Here is a 677-nt window from a genome sequence, read left to right as displayed (position 1 = left end):
CGTAGGTCAGCGTCCGCTCGGCGAACTCGCCGTGGATCGCCGATCTCGTCATGGGCCCAGGCCGCCTTGCCGAACAGGTCCAGCACGCTGCCATCAGGCACGTGCCACGACTTGCCGATCCGGCTGCCGAGCTCGGTGCGCACGGCCGTGACCGTGCGTGCGTCGTAGTTGAGCGCGAACTGTGCCGAGCCCGCGGCCGCCGTTTCGCCGTAGGACGGCGTGCGGAAGCCCTGCACCTGAACCGCCGCATAGGGAGTCAGGTCGAGCGCGGTCCAAAGCGGAATGCGATAGCCGCCTTCGATGCGCGCACCGAGGTCGTGGGCATTGAAGTCGGCACGCAGCGTGTCGGCGCCCGCGACGCGCACGGTACGAAAGGCGGACGTCCAGTAATTGCCGCAGGAGACCGCGCCCGACACGTAGGCGGCACCGAACTTGTACGCACCGTAGACGCCGGCCAGCAGCACGTCGCTGCGGCCGTTGCCGAGATCACTGGCCAGCGACCACGAGGTCGCACCGCCCGCCAGCAAGAAGCCGACCCGCGTGTCCGGAGACATGCGATAATCGGCGCCCGCCGCGAAGCCGCCGGCGTTCGACCTGACATCGTGGCTGCCGACGACGGCCGCATCGCCGTTGGTCTTGCTGCTGCCGCCGAATGCGGTACCCCACACGTTCCAGCG

At 69.1% G+C, this 677-nt stretch carries 1 protein-coding gene; it reads right to left on the bottom strand.

Annotated features, from left to right (window positions below; all coding sequences use genetic code 11):
* A partial coding sequence (locus MOV74_RS39680) for an autotransporter outer membrane beta-barrel domain-containing protein (protein ID WP_246933058.1) occupies positions 1 to 677 on the bottom strand: 677 nt, incomplete at both ends.

It is taken from the genome of Bradyrhizobium sp. SHOUNA76, from assembly GCF_023006445.1.
GTDB lineage: Bacteria > Pseudomonadota > Alphaproteobacteria > Rhizobiales > Xanthobacteraceae > Bradyrhizobium.
Note: the sequence above shows the minus strand (reverse complement) of the source record. Positions and strands in the feature narration are given on the sequence as shown.